This window comes from Rhodococcus sp. AD45-ID, from assembly GCF_003023755.1.
GTDB lineage: Bacteria > Actinomycetota > Actinomycetes > Mycobacteriales > Mycobacteriaceae > Rhodococcus_F > Rhodococcus_F globerula.
The window spans coordinates 1-17,049 of record NZ_PYHL01000001.1; the positions used below are offsets into that span (position 1 = coordinate 1).

General features: G+C 62.1%; 16 protein-coding genes. 3 read left to right on the forward strand and 13 right to left on the reverse strand.

Annotation, left to right across the window (positions count from 1 at the left end; translation table 11 throughout):
- Positions 1 to 451: 451 nt before the first annotated feature.
- Together tyrS and C7T36_RS00010 are read right to left on the reverse strand one after the other, a co-directional pair.
- On the reverse strand, positions 452 to 1,729 hold the full coding sequence (gene tyrS / locus C7T36_RS00005) for a tyrosine--tRNA ligase (protein ID WP_045069967.1): 1,278 nt from the start codon (positions 1,727 to 1,729) through the stop codon (positions 452 to 454).
- A gap of 19 nt (positions 1,730 to 1,748) precedes the next feature.
- Positions 1,749 to 2,360, reverse strand: coding sequence for a DNA-3-methyladenine glycosylase (locus C7T36_RS00010; RefSeq protein WP_172936203.1), 612 nt, complete (start codon positions 2,358 to 2,360; stop codon positions 1,749 to 1,751).
- 83 nt (positions 2,361 to 2,443) lie between these two features.
- Here C7T36_RS00010 and C7T36_RS00015 point away from each other — a divergent pair, with 83 nt between their 5' ends.
- From C7T36_RS00015 to C7T36_RS00025, 3 genes are read left to right on the forward strand one after another with little or no spacing between them, the layout of a single operon-like run.
- A complete protein-coding gene (locus C7T36_RS00015) occupies positions 2,444 to 3,178 on the forward strand; it encodes an ABC transporter ATP-binding protein (protein ID WP_045069969.1) in 735 nt (244 codons plus the stop codon).
- Complete coding sequence (locus tag C7T36_RS00020) at positions 3,175 to 3,930, forward strand: ABC transporter permease (protein WP_045069971.1); 756 nt, start codon at positions 3,175 to 3,177, stop codon at positions 3,928 to 3,930. Before C7T36_RS00015 ends, C7T36_RS00020 begins: the two co-directional genes overlap by 4 nt.
- On the forward strand, positions 3,927 to 4,535 hold the full coding sequence (locus C7T36_RS00025) for a TetR family transcriptional regulator (RefSeq protein ID WP_033230777.1): 609 nt from the start codon (positions 3,927 to 3,929) through the stop codon (positions 4,533 to 4,535). The genes C7T36_RS00020 and C7T36_RS00025 overlap by 4 nt, the downstream gene beginning before the upstream one ends.
- On the opposite strand, the gene C7T36_RS00030 is transcribed toward C7T36_RS00025, so the two are convergent.
- From C7T36_RS00030 to C7T36_RS00080, 11 genes are all read right to left on the reverse strand, one after another.
- On the reverse strand, positions 4,532 to 4,738 hold the full coding sequence (locus C7T36_RS00030) for a Trm112 family protein (protein ID WP_033230778.1): 207 nt from the start codon (positions 4,736 to 4,738) through the stop codon (positions 4,532 to 4,534). The two genes, C7T36_RS00025 and C7T36_RS00030, sit on opposite strands and share 4 nt — an antisense overlap.
- A gap of 60 nt (positions 4,739 to 4,798) precedes the next feature.
- The gene (locus C7T36_RS00035; protein ID WP_045069976.1) at positions 4,799 to 7,780 is read right to left on the reverse strand and encodes an acyl-CoA synthetase; all 2,982 of its coding nucleotides are present in this window, start codon (positions 7,778 to 7,780) and stop codon (positions 4,799 to 4,801) included.
- A 144-nt stretch (positions 7,781 to 7,924) separates the two neighbouring features.
- Complete coding sequence (gene argH / locus C7T36_RS00040) at positions 7,925 to 9,367, reverse strand: argininosuccinate lyase (RefSeq protein WP_045069978.1); 1,443 nt, start codon at positions 9,365 to 9,367, stop codon at positions 7,925 to 7,927.
- Between the two features lie 3 nt (positions 9,368 to 9,370).
- Positions 9,371 to 10,570 (reverse strand): argininosuccinate synthase, encoded by a 1,200-nt coding sequence (locus C7T36_RS00045; protein ID WP_033230781.1) that lies wholly within the window; start codon positions 10,568 to 10,570, stop codon positions 9,371 to 9,373.
- 47 nt (positions 10,571 to 10,617) lie between these two features.
- Positions 10,618 to 11,097 (reverse strand): arginine repressor, encoded by a 480-nt coding sequence (locus C7T36_RS00050; RefSeq protein ID WP_084702995.1) that lies wholly within the window; start codon positions 11,095 to 11,097, stop codon positions 10,618 to 10,620.
- Positions 11,094 to 12,032, reverse strand: coding sequence for an ornithine carbamoyltransferase (gene argF / locus C7T36_RS00055; protein WP_033230783.1), 939 nt, complete (start codon positions 12,030 to 12,032; stop codon positions 11,094 to 11,096). The genes C7T36_RS00050 and argF overlap by 4 nt, the downstream gene beginning before the upstream one ends.
- A gap of 5 nt (positions 12,033 to 12,037) precedes the next feature.
- Positions 12,038 to 13,237 (reverse strand): acetylornithine transaminase, encoded by a 1,200-nt coding sequence (locus C7T36_RS00060; RefSeq protein WP_033230784.1) that lies wholly within the window; start codon positions 13,235 to 13,237, stop codon positions 12,038 to 12,040.
- Positions 13,234 to 14,151, reverse strand: coding sequence for an acetylglutamate kinase (argB, locus tag C7T36_RS00065; protein WP_033230785.1), 918 nt, complete (start codon positions 14,149 to 14,151; stop codon positions 13,234 to 13,236). Before argB ends, C7T36_RS00060 begins: the two co-directional genes overlap by 4 nt.
- Positions 14,148 to 15,407 (reverse strand): bifunctional glutamate N-acetyltransferase/amino-acid acetyltransferase ArgJ, encoded by a 1,260-nt coding sequence (gene argJ / locus C7T36_RS00070; protein ID WP_045069982.1) that lies wholly within the window; start codon positions 15,405 to 15,407, stop codon positions 14,148 to 14,150. The genes argB and argJ overlap by 4 nt, the downstream gene beginning before the upstream one ends.
- Positions 15,404 to 16,459, reverse strand: coding sequence for an N-acetyl-gamma-glutamyl-phosphate reductase (argC, locus tag C7T36_RS00075; RefSeq protein WP_033230787.1), 1,056 nt, complete (start codon positions 16,457 to 16,459; stop codon positions 15,404 to 15,406). The genes argJ and argC overlap by 4 nt, the downstream gene beginning before the upstream one ends.
- 54 nt (positions 16,460 to 16,513) lie before the next feature.
- Complete coding sequence (locus C7T36_RS00080; protein WP_179300813.1) at positions 16,514 to 17,026, reverse strand: hypothetical protein; 513 nt, start codon at positions 17,024 to 17,026, stop codon at positions 16,514 to 16,516.
- Positions 17,027 to 17,049 lie beyond the last annotated feature (23 nt).

Genomic DNA, 17,049 nt, shown 5'->3' on the forward strand with positions numbered 1-17,049 from the left:
AACAATCACCGACGAAAAATACTCACACCCCGAACATCAGAACCGAAACCCGAAGGCCCGGAACATCATTCGACATGCGAAGTACCAAAATAATTTGGCACTGACATTCATCGACACACTGTTGAGTTCTCAAAGAACACGTGCACACCTTCGCATCAACCAGTGTCGAATGCTCCGGGGCAAGGGTTACAATCTTAGCTTATGCACCACCGGGAAGCAAGTTCCCGATGCAAGTGCTTGTCTCCGACTTCGTCCTACCGCGTGTCCCCGGCCTCTCGGTCGGGGTTGGTGTCCGTGTCGCTCTGACTTGGATAAAGTTACGCGACGGAAAACGGAGCGTCAAACTCCCAGGTCGCGGATGATCTTTGTGTTAAATCCGCTGGTAGCTCGCTTGCAGGCGAGCCACCAGCGGGCTCAGGAGTCACTTTAGGCAACTGTGACCCCACACACGTCAGTTCGCCAGTACTTTCACGCCGGCAAAGTTGCGCTTTCCGCGTCGCACAACCAACCAGCTGCCGTGCAGGAGATCCGTGACGACCGGCTCCCAGTCCTCAGCTGACACCTTCTGGTTGTTCACCGATGCGCCACCCTCCTTCACAGCGCGCCGGGCAGCGCCCTTGCTTTCGCATAATCCGCTTGCGACAAGAAGGTCGACGATCGTCCGCGGCTCCCCCGGTGCCAGTTCACTGACCGAGGCTTCCTTCAACGCAGCGGCCAGAGTGGATTCGTCGAGCTCCGTCAGCTCGGCTTTTCCGAACAGTGCCTGGCTGGCCAACTCCACTGACCGTGTGTTGTGCTCGCCGTGAACCAATGTCGTCATCTCCGCCGCAAGACGCTTCTGTGCCTCTCGAGCATGCGGGCGTTCTGCGGTAGCAGTCTCGAGTTCTGCCAATTCCTCTGCACTCAGGAACGTGAACCAACGCAAGTACTTGATGACATCGGCGTCGCCGGTGTTCACGAAGTACTGGTACCAGGCGTACGGGCTGGTCATTTCCGGATCGAGCCACAGGCTGCCGCCGCCGGTCGACTTACCGAACTTCTTTCCGTCTGCCGAGGTCACCAGCGGGACGGTCATCGCATGGACACTTTCGCCATCCACGCGACGGTTGAGTTCGACGCCGGCGATGATGTTGCCCCACTGATCCGAACCACCCACCTGCAAGGTGCAACCAAGGTCGCGTCGGAGGTGAAGGTAGTCGTTTGCCTGAAGCAGCATGTAACTGAACTCGGTGTACGACATCCCGTCGGATTCGAGGCGACGCTTGACGGTGTCACGCGCGAGCATGACATTCACCGAGAAGTGTTTGCCTACGTCGCGCAAGAAGTCGATGGCCGACATCTTGCCGGTCCAGTTCATGTTGTTCTCGATGACGGCGCTCGTCGGAGAATCGTCGAAGTCCACAAATCGTTCGAGTTGGCTGCGGATTCGTCCAGCCCAGTCAGCGACGGTATCGGCCGAGTTCATCGTGCGTTCCCCGACGTCGCGGGGGTCGCCGATCAGACCGGTTGCGCCACCGGCAAGAACGATCGGGCGGTTACCGGCACGCTGAAAACGCTTGAGTGCAAGAAGAGGAACCAAATGTCCGGCGTGCAGGCTCGGCCCTGTGGGGTCGAACCCCGCATAGAGCGTGACCGGTCCGGCCTCGAGATCCTTACGCAGAGCGTCGAGATCAGTTGATTGGGCGATGAGCCCACGCCAGGTCAGTTCGTCGAGAATATTCTCAGTCACGGGCTAGATCATCCCACCCTCACGAAAGGGCGGGCGCTCGCGGGCTTCGACGGTAGGCCGACACCGCCGGCGAATCAGGAATCCACAGCCGCCACGGGATCTCCGCTGCCGAGCTGACACCGACCCGGGGCCCCGCTACCCAGTTGTCCGACTCGCTCAGGTCCAGTCGAATTCGTGAATCCCGATCGAAGACATCAGCCCCGTTGTCCGCCAACGTAATTCCTGCTGCGGACCCGAGATTTCCCGGTCCGCGCGCCCAATCGCGGGGCGGACGATCCGGTGAACGACGGCCGGAGACAACATCGTGGCCGGCTTCGACCTCTGCTGCGCGGAGGAGTACTCCACCGGCCACTCCGGTCGGACCGTACGAAATGTTCATGCAGAAATGCATCCCGTAGCTGCGGTACACGTACAGCAAACCTGCGCGCTCGAACATCACCCGATTACGCGGCGTCTGCCCCCGATAGGAATGTGCTGCCGGGTCCGGCCACGGTCCGTCCTTCTCCCCGCCGTATGCCTCCACCTCGACGATCCGAAGGCTGACGTCGTCTACTGACAGTGTCGAACCGAGAATGATCAGTCCCGCCTCCAGCGGAGAAGTCACGCTCGCCAACTGCTTGATGCTCACCATTCGATTGTGCCTTCCCCTTGACGCTGGGGCGCGTCCGGTTTCACAATTCAACATGTGATGAATTAACGGAATCGAGGTTCACCGTGACCACAGCACCTGCCATCGACATCCGAGGACTCACCGTCATCCGTGGAAAGCATGAGGTTCTCCACTCCATTGATCTGCAAGTATCCGCCGGATCCGTCACCGGACTACTAGGCCCGTCTGGTTGCGGCAAGACAACACTGATGCGAGCGATAGTCGGAACTCAGATCGTCAAGAGCGGCGACGTACGAGTTCTCGGTGATCAAGCCGGAACACCGGCACTGCGTCGACGCGTCGGCTACGTCACCCAATCCCCCAGCGTCTACGGCGACCTGACTGTCAGCCGCAACGTCCAGTACTTCGGATCGCTGTACGGAAAGTCCGGTGCCGATGTTCGGGCCGCAATCGACGCGGTCGGGCTCACTCGCTACGCGGACCAGATCAGCGCAGACCTGTCCGGTGGACAGATCGGACGCGTGTCCCTGGCCTGTGCTTTGGTTGCCGATCCCGATCTGCTGGTTCTCGACGAGCCCACCGTCGGACTCGACCCCGTCCTTCGAGTTGAACTCTGGGAGCGATTCGCTGATCTCGCCAAGGGCGGAACTACCCTGTTGATCTCCAGTCACGTCATGGACGAAGCAGATCATTGCGCCGAACTGATACTGATGCGCGACGGCTTCCTCCTTGCGCAACTCACGCCCGACGAACTTCGCGCGAAGACCAGGTGCGAACGCCTCGAAGACGCGTTCCTGGAGCTCATCCGGACCTCGCCGGTGGGAGGCGAAATATCATGAGTGTCACCATCTTCGGAGCAACGACAGTTCGCATTGTCATGCAACTGCGTCAGGACCGCCGCACAGTTGCCATGATCTTGTTGGTTCCGTCACTGTTGATGATCCTGCTCTACTTCCTCTACGTCGACGTCCCGACAGCGCCAGGCGCAGTACCGCTGTTTCAACGGGTCGCCATCACTATGCTCGGGATCTTGCCTTTTGTCGTGATGTTCCTGGTCACTTCCATAGCAATGCAGCGTGAGCGCAGTTCCGGAACCCTCGAGCGACTACTCACCACCCCGATGGGCAAACTTGACCTTCTCGCTGGATATGCCGCGGCGTTTTCGTTGTCGGCTGCAGCCCAGGCGGCCCTCGCGTGTGCCGTTGCCTTCGGGTTTCTGGGTCTCACTATCGCCGGAAGCCTCGGCTGGGTGATAGTCATCGCCGTACTGGGCGCAATCCTCGGAGTGGCGCTCGGTCTGTTGGCCAGCGCTTTCGCAAAGACCGAGTTCCAAGCCGTTCAATTCATGCCGGTGGTCGTGGTTCCACAGCTGTTCCTCTGCGGACTCCTGGTTCCGCGCGACCAGCTACCGACTTGGCTCGAATGGATCAGCAACGTCTTACCGCTGAGTTACGCCGTCGACGCACTTCAGCAGGTATCGATACACGCCGATGCCACCGGCCAAATGTGGCGCGACCTCGCGGTGATGGCTCTCTTTGCCGCGGCCGCCCTCACACTAGCCGCTGCAACGCTGGACCGCCGAACCCCATGAGCAGCAACAACATACCGTTGCGGCCGGGGCGGCGGCCGGGAAAGTCCGAGACCCGGACGCAGATCCTCGAGAGCGCCAGACGCGCATTCTCGCAAAACGGATTTGCACGAACCACGGTCCGCGCCATCGCAACCGAAGCCCAAGTCGATCCGGCCCTGATACATCACTACTTCGGCAGCAAGGAGCAACTGTTCACCGCCGCAATCGCCCTACCGCTGGATCCGAAGAAAGTTTTAGCCCCGGTTCATTCGTCTACAAGCGACCAACTGGGTACGAGTCTGTTGACTGCCGTCCTCGGTGTCTGGGAATCGGAGCATCAGGCCGCCATTCTCGCCGCATTTCGCTCGGCCATTTCCGGCGAAGGAACCCGACTGATTCAGAGCTTCCTTCTGAACATCGTCCTGCGGGACATCATCCCGCGGGTGGATTCACCGGCCGGGACAGGAATTATTCGAGCCGAATTGGTGGCGTCGCAGATCGCTGGACTCCTGGTCACTCGCTACATTCTCGAGCTTGAACCGCTGAAATCGCTGAGCGTCGACGCGTTGGTACCGCTGGTAGCTCCGAACCTCCAGCGGTACCTTACCGGCGAACTACCGATCTAACCTTCTGCCTTGGCGAGCAACTTCTCGTGCTCGTCGTCTGCAACATCGCGCGCTTCGTCGATCAGCAATACCGGGATACCGTTTTCGATCGGGTATGCGCGTCGCAGACGAGGGTTGTAGAGCAGCTCGTCCCCGACCAACAGCAGTGGACCCTTGTCTTGCGGGCAGGCCAAAATGCTGAGCAACGTCGAATCAATAGCCACGTTTATCCTCTCGAACCGAACACGAACCGATCAGGTTCAGGCTACCTGCTGAGCCGATACTCACCGCGAACCCGTACCCATCCTGGTTGGCATCAATTGCGCCGCAACTGCCTTGGTCAGCCGCTTGTACGACTGGGTTTCGGAGTCGAGATACCAGGTCCGCGGTCCCGGAGCCGGAAGCCCGGCCGCTGCGAGCACGGCGGGATTGGGCCGGAACGACGATCCAACGGCGATCTCGTCGACCACGTGCACGATGTCCGGACGCGCATCGAAGTCGAGGTGGTCCAACGTCTCGGCGAGCTCTGCGGCACGGAAATTGCGGCCGGGCAAACAGGTCACCGCGGCGACAGCCAACTGGAACGGTGCCTCACCTACCGCGTACGCCACCGCAAGGTCCACCCGCGAGACACTCGACAGTGCGTCGACGATCGGAGCGGTGAAGACGGGTCCACGCACAGTCGAGATCACCGTGTTCTTGTGGTCGACCAGCCAGTAGTCGCCGTCGGAATCACGGCGGAACAGGTTTTCAGTGGGTATCCAGGAATCTCCGGCCTCGAAGAGTCCGCGCATGGCACCACCGGACAGATCGGCATTGAATCCTGCACGACCCAGCAACAACCCGACCTCGTCGTCGGCGCACTCGCGGACAAACCCGTCCTCGTTCTCGAGGATTCGGCCGCTGAGCGGGTCGTACGCCGCAAGTCGCACCCGCGCACTACCGGGCAACGGACGTCCTTTGCACCCGATCTTCGATCCGGCCACATTCGCGAGGATCACGTCACCTTCGGTTGAGGCGTAGAACTCGAGGATCTGAGCAGGATCGAACGCCTCGGTGGTGCGCTTCCACAGCCCCGGCGGCATTCCGGATCCGATGAACAACCGAACGGGATGAGTACCGTCGAGCAGGAGAAGATCCTCGTCGAGAATCTGGCGCATCATCGACCACGTGTAACTCACCACGGTGACGCCGTAGCGATGGATCTCCTCGACAAATCGAGCCGGGTCCAGCCCCCTCGACAGCGCGATCCGGCTGCCACCTGCCATTGCGCCGCCGATTGTCGCCAGCAAACTTGACGAATGATGGAGCGGCGCAAGGCAATACACGGTATCGCCCCGGTCGAGGTCGGCAGCCGAGGCCGTACCGAATGCCGACAACGCCCACCGGTAGTTGGTAATCTGCTTGGCTTCGAGTCGGCCACCGGATTCCGCGAAGATGATGAAGGCAAGTTCGCGCGCAATCCCCGGATCAGGCCTGTACCAACCCGGCAGACTGACCGTCGTCGGGTCGATCTGCTCGAGATCGATGACGTCGTGCGCGGAATCCACGCTCAACCCACGCGCGTCACCGCCGCCGAGTACCAGTACCGGACGCCCCGCTGCGAGCACTTCCTGAACGTTTTCCGGATCGGTGATGATCCGATCGACATTTCCGAGTTTCACCGCCGTCGCAATGTCGCCGCCCGGTGGGAGCATGACTGCAACAGCTCCGAGTCGCGACAGCGCGGCGATAGCAGCGAGTGCACTCGGCCGGGTCTCCATGAGAATGCCGACGTGCGCTGCCGGGCGCACTCCAACCGAAATCAAACCGCGAACAACGTTGTCGATGCGGATGTTGACGGCTTCGTAGGTATGGACCCGGTTGTCGAAGAGGAAGCACTCCCCTGCCGGAGCCTTACGGCGCTGCTCGGCCAAGAGCGCACTGAGCGAAATCTTGGTGTGCGGCTGAATCTGATTGAGCCTGGCCAACCTGGGAAGCGCCCGAGCAGCCTCGCCGGACAATTCGAAAGTCCCGCGCAATGCTCCACTGGCCAGATCGCTGATGCCCTTGGTCACGCCGACGCCGACCTCGGCTACCGAGGCCACGGTGTGAATGATCCGATTGCTCATCGACACCCCGGTCTCGTCCTCGGGGTACGGGCCCTGCGGCATGCGCTCGACGCGTGCCGGCCGTGTTCCGCCCTGCTCGATCCACTGCACGAATTCGCCTGTTGTCGGCCACGTGTGATTTGCAGCGACGGAACCAACGACCAGGCCGAAATGCCCAGCGCGCAAGGTTGATTCGTACACGTCAGCTCGCGGCGCTGCCTGCGTGATCCCGCGGACCGCTTGGGGTTGCCCGATGTCGTCGACCTCGCCGACAAATGCCAGAACGGGACAGGTGATCGATGCAAGCGTCACCGCTTGATCCTTGATGACAAACCCGCCGGACATCATCCGGTTGTGCACGACGAACTGCTTGAGTAGTTCGGCAACAGCGGGCCCGGACCAGCCGACCCATCCCTCCGTCGCCAGGAAGCGTCGTTGCTGTTCGCGCGGCAGGAGTGCCTCACGATCGTGAAGTTGCAGTAGGAAGTCGACACGCGACTTGAGCGTCTTGACGGGATCGAGCAATTGGAAGCCTGTCCGGGCCATCCACCCCGTGACCGCCAGCCTGTTGAAGACGTGATCCGCGAGGAAGTCTGCTCCCCACGTGGCTATCCCGGCCGGAATACCGAATGGGAGCGCCGCAAGTGTGTCGACGGGACTTCCGAAAGTGATGAGACTGGCGATGTTTCGGCTCTGCCGATATGCCGCAGCTTGGTAGGCGAACATTCCGCCCTGCGAATACCCGGACAGATGAACGTCTTTGCCGGTATGCCGATGAACGTGATCGACGATCTCACTGAGCGCGATGATGTGGTCTGCAAGATTACGGCCCCAGCCGCCGTCCTGTGCGTCAGGTTCACCGAAGTCGACCACCCACGGATCAAGTCCCATCTCGTGCAGGATGCCGACTGCCCCCTGATCGCGCGTCACGTCGTACACACCGGCCGACATCATCATCGGCGGGACCAATACGATCGGCGGACCGGTCTCCCCTGGATCGGTGTCGGGAAAATACCGCCGCAGACGGTACATCGGCGCACGTTCGACGATCTCGAACGGCGAGGTTGTCAGATCCGTCTCGAGTCCACCCAGACGAACAACCTCCAGGCCGTTCTGCGCTGTCGCGACCGCCCGCCGAAGCGGACCCAGCACCGACTTGGAATTCAATCCCACCATTTCACTCCCAAGTAACTCGCGTCAAAAACTCTGTCGCATTCGTGTCGAGCTAAACAAGCCTACTGCCCCCGAGAACACGTACGCGGCCAGTGAGGAAAAATCCTCTCTGACCGCGTACGACAACACCGACAACCGATGACTGATTTAGAGGGGCCACTCTCGCAGCGACTGAGCCAGCGTGCGTACGCCGTTCAGTTGCTCGGCCACCCGGACACCTGCGGTTCCGCCACGTGCGTTGCGTGAGGCGATGGAGCCCTCGACGGTCAGCACTTCCCGAACAGCAGGCGTCAACGACGCGTCGACTCCGGCCAGTTCCTCGTCGGTCAGATCCTCGAGTCCAACGCCGCGAGCCTCGGCGACACGCACACACGCGCCCGCGGCCTCATGTGCGACACGGAACGGAACGCCCTGACGGACCATCCATTCCGCGATGTCGGTGGCCAGTGTGAAGCCGGCCGGAGCCAACTCCGCCATGCGCTCGGTGTGGAACTCGAGGGTCTGCACCAGGCCGGTGATGGCCGGGAGCAACATTTCGAGTTGCGCAACCGAATCGAAGACCGGTTCCTTGTCCTCTTGCAGATCGCGGTTATACGCCAAGGGCTGCGCCTTCAGCGTCGCCAACAATCCCGTGAGGTTGCCGATCAGACGACCCGACTTACCGCGCGTGAGCTCGGAAACATCCGGGTTCTTTTTCTGCGGCATGATCGACGATCCGGTCGACCACGCGTCGGCGAGCGTGATGTAGCCGAATTCCGGTGTGCTCCAGATGATGACCTCTTCGGCCATCCTCGACAGGTCGACGCCGATCATCGCCAACACGAACGCAGCCTCAGCAGCGAAGTCGCGCGACGCCGTGGCATCGATCGAGTTCTCCGCCGAGCTGTCGAACTTCAGTTCTGCCGCAATGGCTTCGGGGTCGAGCCCGAGCGAGGAACCGGCGAGCGCGCCGGAACCGTACGGGGACACCGCAGCTCGCACGTCGAAGTCACGCAGACGCGCAACGTCACGCAACAACGGATGTGCATGTGCCAGGAGGTGATGCGCGAGCAACACGGGCTGAGCGGCCTGCAGGTGCGTCTTACCCGGCATGACTGCGTCCGGATGTGCAGCCGCTTGAGTGGCAAGAGCGTCGACGACATCGAGCACTCCGTCCGCAACGCGGCGCACCGCATCACGGAGCCACATACGGAACAGCGTCGCCACCTGGTCGTTGCGCGAACGGCCGGCACGCAGACGCCCACCGACCTCGGGACCGACTCGTTCGATCAAGCCGCGCTCGAGTGCGCCGTGCACGTCCTCGTCGGACTCGCTGGGCCCGAAGACACCACTTGCGACGTCAGCGGCGAGGCGCTCCAAACCGTCGAGCATGGTGGCAAGGTCGGCTTCGCTGAGGAGACCGGCCTTGTTCAGCACGCGAGCATGAGCCTGCGACGCCCGCACGTCGTACGGAGCCAGAACCCAGTCGAAGTGAGTCGACTTACTCAGGGCCGCCATGGCGGCGGCCGGTCCGGATTCGAACCGCCCGCCCCACAACGCGCCTTCATTAGTGCCGTGTTTTTGGGCGTCTCCGACACCGTGCGCAGTCATTCTTTACAGACCCAGATCGCGCTTCGCGGCGACCTTCGACGACAGACCGTGGATCTCGACGAAGCCCTTCGATGCGGACTGGTCGAAGCTGTCGCCCTCGTCGTACGTTGCGAGGTTGAAGTCGTACAGCGACTCGGGGCTACGACGGCCGTTGACCGTGATGGCTCCACCGTGCAAGAAGAGACGGATGTCGCCGGTGACGCGTTCCTGCGTCTTCTCGACAAACGTGTCGAGAGCATCCTTGAGCGGGGAGAACCACAGGCCGTCGTAGACTAGCTCGGACCAACGCTGCTCCATCTGACGCTTGTAGCGACCGAGTTCGCGTTCGAGGGTGACGTGCTCGAGTTCCTGGTGAGCGGTGATGAGGACCATCGCTCCGGGAGCTTCGTAGATCTCGCGGCTCTTGATGCCCACGAGGCGGTCCTCGACGACGTCGAGACGGCCGACTCCCTGAGCGCCGGCGCGGCGGTTCAGTTCCTGGATGGCTTCGAGGACGGAGACCGGACGGCCGTCGATGGCAACCGGGCGACCCTTGTCGAAGCTGATGATCAGCTCGTCGGGTGCGTTCCAGTTGGCCGTCGGATCCTCGGTGTAGTCGTAGACGTCCTTGGTGGGCGCGTTCCACAGATCCTCGAGGAATCCGGTTTCGACGGCGCGGCCCCAGACGTTCTGGTCGATCGAGAACGGCGACTTCTTGGACACGTTGATCGGGATGTTGTTCTCTTCCGCGAAGGCGATTGCCTTTTCGCGGGTCCACGCGTAGTCACGAACCGGTGCGATGACCGAGAGGTCGGGCGCGAGGGCGCCGAAGCCGACCTCGAAGCGAACCTGGTCGTTGCCCTTGCCGGTGCAACCGTGCGAGACGATGGTTCCGCCGTGCGAGCGTGCGGCCTCGACGATGTGCTTGACGATCAGCGGACGGCTGATCGCGGACACGAGCGGGTAGCGATCCATGTACAGGGCGTTGGCCTGGATGGTGGGCAGGCAGTACTCGTCCGCGAACTCGTCACGAGCGTCGACGACAACGGATTCGACTGCGCCGCAGTCGAGTGCGCGCTGGCGCACGACCTCCATGTCCTCGCCGCCCTGTCCCAGATCGATGGCGACGGCGACAACTTCAGCGCCTGTCTCCTTACCGATCCAACTGATGGCAACAGAGGTGTCCAGCCCGCCTGAGTAGGCGAGTACGACGCGATCGGCCATGGTGTGTGTGCTCCTTCGGTTGAAAATCTTCTATCAAGAATAAGGGGTCAGGCGAGGGATTCGATCATGGCGCTGAGTTCCGCTCCGGAAAGCGGTTCCCGGGCCATCACGAAGATGGTGTCATCCCCCGCGATAGTCCCCACGATATCGGTCAGCGAGGCACGATCAAGTGCACTCGCCAGGTAGTGCGCAGCCCCCGGTGGTGTCCGGAGTACCGCCATGTTTCCGCTGGAGTCCGTGGACACCAACAGCTCTCCGAGCAGTCGCGACAGTCGATCAGTGCCACCTGACACACCGCGTACGGGGTTACCGTCCTCGGGCACCACATACACACCGGCGCCGCCGTCCGCTGCCCGGAGTTTCACCGCTCCCAGCTCTTCGAGGTCACGCGAGAGCGTTGCTTGTGTCGCCTCGATGCCTTCTTCTCCCAGCAGCGTCGCAAGTTCCGTCTGACTGCGAACCGGGTGCGCCGCCAGCAGCGCGATGATGCGCGACTGGCGACCGGCCCGAGTAGGAGCGATGCTCACGCCGCGCCTGCGGTTCTCTGCTCGAGCAGCCAGACCAAAAGGGCCTTCTGCGCATGCAAGCGGTTCTCGGCCTCGTCCCACACAACACTCTGTGGGCCGTCGAGCACCTCGTCGGTGACCTCTTCCCCTCGATGGGCAGGAAGGCAGTGCAGGACAACGGCCTTGGGGTCGGCGAGTGCCAGCAGGTCGGCATTGATCTGGTACGGACGGAAGGGACCGACCCGGTCGAGACCGTCGTTTTCCTGACCCATCGACGTCCACGCGTCGGTGACGAGTGCATCTGCACCAGCGGCAGCTTTCTGCGGATCCCGGGTAACCGTGATCGTGGCGCCGGTTTCCTCGGCCCGCTTACGTGCCGCGTCGAGAATCCACTGTGCCGGTTCGAAGCCCTCCGGACCGCAGATCGTGACGTTGATGCCTGCCGTGACGCCGCCGAGCATCAACGAGTGCGCCATGTTGTTTGCACCGTCACCGAGGTAGGTGAGGTTCAGCCCCTTCAAATCACCCTTGTGCTCGGCCAGTGTCTGCAGATCCGCAAGGACCTGACACGGATGGAACTCGTCGGAGAGTGCGTTGACGATGGGAATCGTTGCGCCCGTTGCCATCTGCTCCAAGCGCTTCTGGCCGAACGTGCGCCACACCACGGCGTCGACGTAACGGGAGAGGACGCGTCCCGTGTCGGCCAATGTCTCCTCGCGACCGAGCTGCGTGCTCCGACCGTCGACGACAACGGCATGGCCGCCCATCTGTGCGATGCCCATCTCGAAGGAGAACCTCGTGCGGGTCGAGTTCTTCTCGAAGATCACTCCGACACCGCGCGGCCCCTCGAGTGGGCGACGCGAAAACGGATTCTTCTTGAGCTCGGCAGCCAGGGCGAGGACCTCGGCCTGCTGCGCAGGAGTCAGATCGTCGTCCCTGAGAAAGTGTTTCACCATGGTAGTCACTTCTCCCCCGGCTGATCAGCCGATAATGCGTGATCGAAAATGGCAGGTAGTGCCGCCACAAACGCCTCGGCCTGCTCGTCGGTGAGGATCAGCGGCGGTGCCAACCGGATGACTCCGGGATTCGCTGCATTCACAAGATACCCGGCTTCACGTGCTGCATTTTCCACTGCGGGCGCAACGTCCTGCGTCAGCACCACACCGAGCAGAAGTCCGGAACCGCGGACGTAGTCGACCAGCGGATGGCCCAGTTCTTCGATGCCTGCGGTGATGGACTTGCCCAGGCTGTCTGCGCGCGAGATCAGGTCTTCGTCCGCAACGGTCTTCAGCACGGCAAGTGCCGCCGCAGCGCACACCGGGTTGCCACCGAACGTCGTCCCGTGTTTTCCGGGACCGAACAGCTCTGCCGCAGCGCCGGTCGCAATGCAGGCGCCGATCGGCATTCCGCCGCCGAGCCCCTTCGCGAGTGTGATGACGTCCGGAACGATGCCGACAGCCTGATGAGCGTAGAACCAGCCGGTCCGGCCGATACCGGTCTGCACCTCGTCCAATACCAGCAGAGCGCCCCGCTCCGCCGTGATCCGGCGAGCTTCGACCAGGTATCCCTCTGGCGGCACGACAACGCCGCTTTCACCCATGATCGGTTCGAGGAACACTGCTGCGGTATCGGAATCGACAGCCCGGTCGAGAGCCTCGATATCGCCGTAGGGAACGAATTCGACGCCGGCAGGCATCGGTTCAAACGGCGCCCGCTTGGCCGGCTGACCGGTCAGTGCCAAGGCACCCATCGTCCGGCCATGGAAGGAGTTCTCGGCGGAGATGATCTTCTTGCGTCCCGTGGCGCGGGCGAGCTTGAAGGCGGCTTCGTTGGCCTCGGTACCCGAGTTGCAGAAAAACGCCCGACCGGACACATTGCCCAGATGTCCGAGCAACTGCTCTGCCAATTCGATGACAGGCTCGCTCGCATAGAGGTTGGAGACGTGCCCGAGGGTCGACAGCTGATCCGTCACAGCCTCGATGATTGCGGGATGCGCATGACCGAGAATGTTGACGGCAATGCCGGCGAGGAAATCGACGTACTGCTTACCGTCGGCATCGGTGAGAACGGCGCCTTCGCCGCGTACGAGAGCTACCCGAGGTACACCGTAGTTGTTCATCAGCGAAGCGGACCACCGCTGCTGCAATTCGATCGTGCTCATGAGTTGACTCCCTGCTCGGTGATGTCGGCTCCGGGCACAACCATCGTGCCGATGCCCTCACCTGTGAAAAGTTCGAGTAGAACGGAATGCGCAAGCCGTCCGTCGATCACGTGCGCCGACGGAACTCCGCCTCGCACAGCGCGCAGGCAGGCCTCCATCTTCGGCACCATGCCCGCGTCGAGACTCGGCAGAAGCTGTGCCAATGCGTCGGTGTCGATTTCGCTCGCGAGCGAGGAACGGTCCGGCCAATCCGTGTACAGCCCTTCGACATCGGTCAGAACAACCAGCTTCTCCGCACCGATCGCTTCGGCCAAGGCCGCTGCAGCCGTATCCGCATTGATGTTGTGAACAACGCCGTCCACGTCGGGAGCGATTGTCGACACCACCGGAATACGTCCTGCCGCAATGAGATCAAGCACCGCGTCGGGGTTGACCGTGGTGACGTCGCCAACCAGGCCGATATCGGTCTGCTCGCCTTCCACTGCAACGGTTCGACGCGTCGCTGTGAACAGGTGGGCGTCTTCGCCGGAAATTCCGACAGCGTACGGTCCGTGCGCGTTGATCAGTCCGACGAGCTCACGGCCAACCTGACCGAAGAGCACCATCCGGACGACGTCCATGACTTCCGGTGTCGTGACCCGGAATCCACCACGAAACTCGCCCTTCATGCCCAGGCGGGCCAGCATGGCATTGATTTGCGGTCCACCGCCGTGAACCACAACGGGGTGAATGCCGACGGTACGCAGAAACGCCATGTCCGCGGCAAACGCGGTCTTGAGCTCGTCGTCGACCATCGCATTGCCGCCGTATTTGACGACAACGATCTTGTCGCGGAAACGCTGTAGCCACGGCAACGCTCCGGCCAGGACGTGTGCCTTCTGATGTTCGCTGATCGAACTCAACAGATCGGTCATGACGAGTACGCCGAGTTCTCTTCGACGTACGCGTGCGACAGGTCCGTCGTACGAATCGTCACGGACTCGTCGCCGATCCCGAGGTTGATATCGAGTTCGATGTCGATGCCACTGAGATCGACATCGCGCGCGCCCGGTGCACCGACGCCGTCAATGCAGACGGGACTTCCGTTGAAGGACACGCTGATTCGATCGGGATCGAGTTCGATGGGCGCGATACCGACGGCCGCAAGCACGCGGCCCCAGTTGGGATCGGAACCGAACAGTGCGGTCTTGACCAGGCTGTCACGCGCGATGGTCCGGGCACCGATCAACGCGTCGGACTCGGAGGCCGCACCGCGAACCGTCACCTTCACACGCTTGGTGACGCCCTCGGCGTCGGCCATCATCTGATCGGCGAGGTCGTCGCACACTGCCAACACGGCAGCGTTCAATTCGTCCTGGCTGGGGGCAACACCACTGGCACCGGACGCGAGCAACAGCACGGTGTCGTTGGTCGACGTGGCACCGTCGACATCGAGGCGATCGAAACTCAGGTGGGTTGCGGCGCGCAACGCGGTGTCGAGCTGCTCAGCGGTCGCAACGGCATCGGTCGTGACGACACACAGCATCGTCGCCAATGCGGGCGCGAGCATGCCTGCACCCTTGGCCATGCCGCCGACATTCCACTTGTTTGCGTGGTGCAGCGACGCCTGCTTCGGCACGGTATCGGTGGTCATGATCGCGTACGCCGCGTCCGTACCACCGGAAATACCGCCCGCAAGTTCGTGCACTACCTCGGTGACACCGGGAAGCAGTTTGTCCATCGGCAACCGGTCACCGATGAGTCCGGTGGAACACACGGCAACCTCGATCGCGCCCGTCTCGGTTCCCCAGTTGCTCAGCGCCGACGCCACTTCCTCGGCGGTCTTGTGCGCATCCTGAAATCCACCGGCACCGGTGCATGCATTGGCACCGCCGGAGTTGAGCACAACTGCGCGCAGCTTGCCCGTCGTGAGCACCTGCTGCGACCACAAAACCGGCGCAGCCTTCACCTTGTTGAGGGTGAACACGCCCGCGGCCGCAAGATCAGGTCCTTCGTTCAGCACCAGCGCGAGGTCCGACTTGCCACTCTTCTTGATACCGGCGGCAATTCCGGCGCCGCGGAATCCGGCAGGTGCCGTCACACCCTGAGTGCGCAGCAGGCGGCCCCCGGCGACGTGCTTGACGTCGGATTCGGTTGCGTCGTCGATCTGCTGCGGATTGTCGGTGCTCACGGAGCTACTCCCACGGTAGAGAGACCTGCGGTCTCGGGTAGACCAAGGGCAAGGTTCATCGATTGCACTGCGCCACCGGCCGTGCCCTTGGTGAGATTGTCGATTGCTGAAATCACAACGAGCTGACCGGCGTCGCTGTCAACGGCGATACCGATCTGTACTGCGTTGGACCCGATCACTGCGCCGGTCTGCGGGAAGACCCCGGCAGGCAGCACATGGATGAACGGCTCGTCCTTGTAGGCGTTTTCGTATACTTCCCGCGCCTGCGCTTCGCTGGCCGTGGTGGCGGCAGTGCAGGTTGCGAGGATGCCGCGAGGCATGGGAGCAAGGACGGGCGTGAACGACACGCTGATATCCTGTCCGCCTGCGGCTTTCAGATTCTGGATGATCTCGGGAGTGTGGCGATGTACGCCGCCGACACCGTATGCACGGGCCGAACCCATCACCTCGGAGCCGAGCAAATCAGCCTTGGGAGCCCGGCCGGCACCTGAAGTGCCGCTCACAGCAACAACATTGACGTGCGAGCCGACAATTCCGGCCGCAACTGCGGGTGCCAAGGCAAGGCTTGCGGCCGTCGGGTAGCAACCCGGTACGGCGATACGCGTTGCGCCCATCAACTTCTCACGGTTGCCGGGCAATTCGGGAAGACCGTACGGCCACGTTCCGGCATGGGGGCTCTTGTAGAACTTTTCCCACAAAGCGCCGTCCTGAAGCCGGAAGTCCGCGCCGCAGTCGATGATGACCGTCGACTCGGGCAACGCCTTGGCGTACTGCGCGGAGTTTCCGTGCGGAAGGCCCAGGAACACCACGTCATGCCCGGCCAGGATGTCAACCGTGGTCTCTTCCAGAACCCGAGCCGACAGCGGAAGAAGGTGGGGGTGATGCTCGCCGAGCGTCGAACCCGCGTTTCCACCGGCAGTCAGCGAACCGATCACCAGGCTGCCGTCGGCGTACGAGGGGTGTCCGAGAAGCAGACGCAGAACCTCACCACCGGCATACCCACTGGCACCGGCGACGGCGACTCTGATCGGCTTGCGTATCTCCTCAGTCATACACATCATTATGCATCATCGTGCAAGGGAATGCATAATTACTTATCCCGGTTGTTATTTACCCATCGAGCGCCGAATCTCCTCCAGTTTGGCCTTCGCAGCCTTCTGACGCTCGTCCCACTGCTCGTCGACGGTCTTGCCCGCCGGACTTTCGTGCGCCAACTCCGCCGAACCGATCGACGTACCGAATCGTCCTTCGATCTTCTCCCGCACACGATCGAAGGTGGGAACTCCCGCTTCGGTGTAATCCGGCTGGATGTAATCGGCTTCAGGGATTATTGCGCCGCTCACGGCCACCACCGGGACATCGATGATCTCGTCAACTTCCACCACGGTGTCGGGAAGTTCCACCACCTCGGCGTCGGCGGCCGTTGAATCGGCTACTGCTCGACTCTGGTCGATACTCGCAGCAGCCGCATCAACGACGGAGAGGAGGACCGACAAACTGGGGCGACGTTCCGCGACCGCACGAATAACGGCCAGGAAATCCTTGTCGTCGAGTGCGTGCGCAGCTTCAACCACATCGTGCACAGAACCACCGTGTACAGAACCACCGTGCTCGGTCATCGTCAGTCCCTTCTCGAAAACGC

Excerpts from the sequence above, each read along its gene's own strand:
- C7T36_RS00010 (WP_172936203.1), bottom strand. The coding sequence starts at position 2,360 with ATGGTGAGCATCAAGCAGTTGGCGAGCGTGACTTCTCCGCTGGAGGCG.
- C7T36_RS00020 (WP_045069971.1), top strand. The coding sequence starts at position 3,175 with ATGAGTGTCACCATCTTCGGAGCAACGACAGTTCGCATTGTCATGCAA.
- C7T36_RS00025 (WP_033230777.1), top strand. The coding sequence starts at position 3,927 with ATGAGCAGCAACAACATACCGTTGCGGCCGGGGCGGCGGCCGGGAAAG.
- C7T36_RS00035 (WP_045069976.1), bottom strand. The coding sequence starts at position 7,780 with ATGGTGGGATTGAATTCCAAGTCGGTGCTGGGTCCGCTTCGGCGGGCG.
- argH (WP_045069978.1), bottom strand. The coding sequence starts at position 9,367 with ATGACTGCGCACGGTGTCGGAGACGCCCAAAAACACGGCACTAATGAA.
- C7T36_RS00045 (WP_033230781.1), bottom strand. The coding sequence starts at position 10,570 with ATGGCCGATCGCGTCGTACTCGCCTACTCAGGCGGGCTGGACACCTCT.
- argF (WP_033230783.1), bottom strand. The coding sequence starts at position 12,032 with ATGGTGAAACACTTTCTCAGGGACGACGATCTGACTCCTGCGCAGCAG.
- C7T36_RS00060 (WP_033230784.1), bottom strand. The coding sequence starts at position 13,237 with ATGAGCACGATCGAATTGCAGCAGCGGTGGTCCGCTTCGCTGATGAAC.
- argB (WP_033230785.1), bottom strand. The coding sequence starts at position 14,151 with ATGACCGATCTGTTGAGTTCGATCAGCGAACATCAGAAGGCACACGTC.
- argC (WP_033230787.1), bottom strand. The coding sequence starts at position 16,459 with ATGACTGAGGAGATACGCAAGCCGATCAGAGTCGCCGTCGCCGGTGCC.
- C7T36_RS00080 (WP_179300813.1), bottom strand. The coding sequence starts at position 17,026 with ATGACCGAGCACGGTGGTTCTGTACACGGTGGTTCTGTGCACGATGTG.